The organism is Frankia sp. AiPs1 (assembly GCF_023716945.1).
In the GTDB taxonomy this organism is placed as follows: domain Bacteria; phylum Actinomycetota; class Actinomycetes; order Frankiales; family Frankiaceae; genus Frankia.
In genome coordinates this window covers 1-1,485 of record NZ_JAMQQF010000916.1, presented here as the reverse complement: position 1 = coordinate 1,485, position 1,485 = coordinate 1, and the positions used below count along the sequence as shown (strand labels likewise).

The following is a 1,485-nucleotide window of genomic DNA, read 5'->3' as shown; positions in this document are numbered from 1 at the left end:
GCCGGCGACGATCCGCAGCGGCGGCAGCAGCGCGTCCAGGGTGACCGGCTCGACCAGCGGCGGCAGCCACACCTGGTGGGCCGGGGCGCCGTGCCCGCGCATGCGCTCGGTGAGGATGTCCAGCAGGGTCTCCCCCGCCGGGATCGGCTCGTCGGCCGGCTCGTCGGACCCGGGCGACGAGCCGGCGGAACCGACCGGCTCGCCCAGGCTCGGGTCTCCGGCGACGCCACCGCCCGAACCGCCGCGTCCCTCACCCACGGAGGCGGCGGGCGCGGCGGACGCGGTGAAGTAGGTGGTGTAGGGCCGCACGACGAGCTGGGCCGGATCGGGGCGGGCCGCGTCGGCCGGGCGACGATGTGCTCCGGAGACGTAGGCGGCCCGGAACCGCTGCAGCGGATCGGTGGCGAACCGCAGGTAGCCGTGCCCGGGGAAGCGGGGCAGCTCGAAGGCGGCGGGGTCGCCGAGCACGACGCGGCTTTCCATCGCCGAGAAGGTGCGCAGCCCGATCCGGTAGGACAGGTGGGTGTCCAGGCCGCGCAGCCGCCCCTCCTCCAGCCGCTGCGAGGCGAGCAGCAGGTGGATGCCGAGCGAGCGACCCACCCGGCCGACCTGCACGAAGATGTCGATGAAGTCGGGCTTGGCGGACAGCAGCTCGGAGAACTCGTCGCAGATGACCAGCAGGCTCGGCAGCGGGGCCAGCGCCGCGCCGCCGAGGCGGGCCCGCTCGTAGTCACGCTGGGAGGCGAAGTTCCCCGCCGCGCGCAGCAGTTCCTGGCGGCGGTTGAGCTCGCCGGTCATCGCCTGGGCCATCCGGTCGACCATCGGCAGCTCGTCGGCGAGGTTCGTGATGACGGCGCTGGTGTGCGGCAGGGCGTCCAGCCGGGTGAACGTCGCGCCGCCCTTGAAGTCGATGAGGACGAAGTTGAGCACCGCCGGGTCGTGGGTCGCGGCCAGGCCCAGCACCAGGGTCCGCAGCAGCTCGGACTTGCCGGATCCGGTGGCCCCGATGAGCAGGCCGTGCGGGCCCATCCCGCCCTGCGCCGCCTCCTTGAGGTCCAGCGCGACGGGCGCGCCGTCGGGCCCCGTGCCGAACACCACCCGCAGCCGTTCCCGGGCCCGTCGCGGTGCCCAGCCCCGCGGTGGCGTGAACTGTTCGGGATCACCCAGGTCGAGCAGCGCGGCGAGGCCGAGGTCGGCGGACATCCGCCGGTCGGCCGGTCCGGTCGGGCTGCCGAGGCGGACGGGGGCGAGCTGGCGGGCCAGCGCCTCGGCGGTGTCGAGCCCCATCTCGTCGGCGCGCCCGGCGACCGCCGTGCCCTCGGCGGTGGTCGTGTGCAGCGTGCCGTCCGCGTCGACCTCGAGGACCAGGGCGCGCCGGTCGGGGGTGCGCGGCGCCGGGGCACCGAGCAGCACGACGGTCACCCCGTCGACGCCGCCGTCGGCCAGCAGGTGGTCGGCGCCGTCGGTGGCGCCACCGTCGATCAC

At 75.7% G+C, this 1,485-nt stretch carries 1 protein-coding gene; it reads right to left on the bottom strand.

What is annotated here, in order from left to right; translation table 11 throughout:
• On the bottom strand, positions 1-1,485 hold a 1,485-nt coding region (eccCa, locus tag ND748_RS31840; RefSeq protein ID WP_251749983.1), incomplete at both ends, for a type VII secretion protein EccCa.